The 1,373-nt window shown below is 55.4% G+C and carries 1 protein-coding gene; it reads right to left on the bottom strand.

What is annotated here, in order from left to right; translation table 11 throughout:
- Positions 1-254 precede the first annotated feature (254 nt).
- Positions 255-1,283 carry an IS110 family transposase gene (locus G3N58_RS33795; protein ID WP_206001364.1) on the bottom strand — a complete coding sequence of 343 codons (1,029 nt, stop codon included), beginning with the start codon at positions 1,281-1,283 and terminating at the stop codon, positions 255-257.
- Positions 1,284-1,373 lie beyond the last annotated feature (90 nt).

The following is a 1,373-nucleotide window of genomic DNA, read 5'->3' as shown; positions in this document are numbered from 1 at the left end:
AATCTATGGTCGCCCCCATTTTTGCAATGCTGGGTTCAACGATGTTTCGGGCTTGCTCAAATCTATTCGGCGTCTTCGTTGAGGTTTTTTCCTCAGCGCCACGATGAGAGTCGCGCCTGACGATCCTAAAAAACACATCGGCTTTTGGAGCCTTCGTGACTATCGGGTTGTTCGTTCAGGCCGGTATGCCGTTCACGTCATCAATTTCCAGCGATCGCAAAACCAGATGGTTGGTAAAACGCTATTGAGTTTGTTCAACCCTTCTGTAATTGGTATCCAGCCGTTTCGAAAACCGTGTGTCGTGCAGCTATCGCCCATGCGATCCTCGCCAGCTTGTTGGCCAGCGCACAGGCCACAACGCTCGAGTGTCGTCGAGCGAGTAGCGTGCGTACCCAATCCGCCAGAGGGCCAGCCCTCCTTGCGACGTCGCGCATATAAGAACGGGCACACTGTACGAGCAAGCGCCTGATGTTCTTGTCCCCTCGCTTGCTAATGCCGAGCAGATTCGCCTTTCCACCTGTACTGTGCTGACGCGGAACAAGGCCAATTGAAGCAGCGAAGTCTCGACTGCTCCGGTACTGTTTCCCGTCTCCGACCTCGCTTGATAGCACGCTTGCAGTGATTGGGCCGACACCGGGGATGGTCAAAAGCCGCTGCCCGAGATCATCTTCGCCCAACTGGCGAACCAGATCCTTGTCGAGTTCCGCAATCTGTTCGTCGAGATACTTGTAGTGGGCGTGAAGCCGTTCAAGCAGCACCACGAGGCGGGGAGGAAGTGAGTATTGCGCGATGATTGCTGGCAGTCGCTTCAGCACGGTGCAGCCTACCGGCAGACTGATACCGAATTCCAGGAGAATTCCGTGAACCTGGTTTCCAGTGCATACGCGCTCACGCACGAATGATTCTCGAACTCGATGGAGTGCCGAAAGTGTCTGCTGAGGTTCGGTTCGAGGTGTAACGAATCGCATGGACGGGCGCGAGGCAGCTTCGCAGATCGCCTCGGCATCGGCGAAATCGTTTTTATTGCTTTTGACGAATGGCCGAACGAGGTGTGGCGCAATCAGCCGGACTTGATGGCCGAAACCAGCCAACGTGCGAGCCATGAAATGCGCGCCGGCGCACGCCTCCATAGCAATCGTGCACGCAGGAAAGTTCACGAACAGCTCAACGAGTTGTCGGCGTGTTACCTTCCGGCGAAAGATCTCTTTGCCCTTTCGGTCTTGGGCATGCAGATGGAATGAATGCTTACCAAGATCGATTCCGACAAGCGTTACTTCTTCCATGATGGTTCCCCTTGGTGATTGCCTCCATAGCGTACTCTTGCCGGGGAGGCGGGGGCGACCATCCCATTAACACAGTCCTATGCCTACCCG

Origin of the sequence: Paraburkholderia sp. Ac-20342 (assembly GCF_017104985.1) — a bacterium.
Taxonomy (GTDB): domain Bacteria; phylum Pseudomonadota; class Gammaproteobacteria; order Burkholderiales; family Burkholderiaceae; genus Paraburkholderia.
The sequence above is the reverse complement of the archived record's forward strand: the minus strand, read 5'-3'. Positions and strand labels throughout refer to the sequence as shown.

Bases quoted from the DNA above. Each gene is read 5' to 3' on its own strand.
- G3N58_RS33795 (WP_206001364.1), bottom strand. From the start codon at position 1,283: ATGGAAGAAGTAACGCTTGTCGGAATCGATCTTGGTAAGCATTCATTC.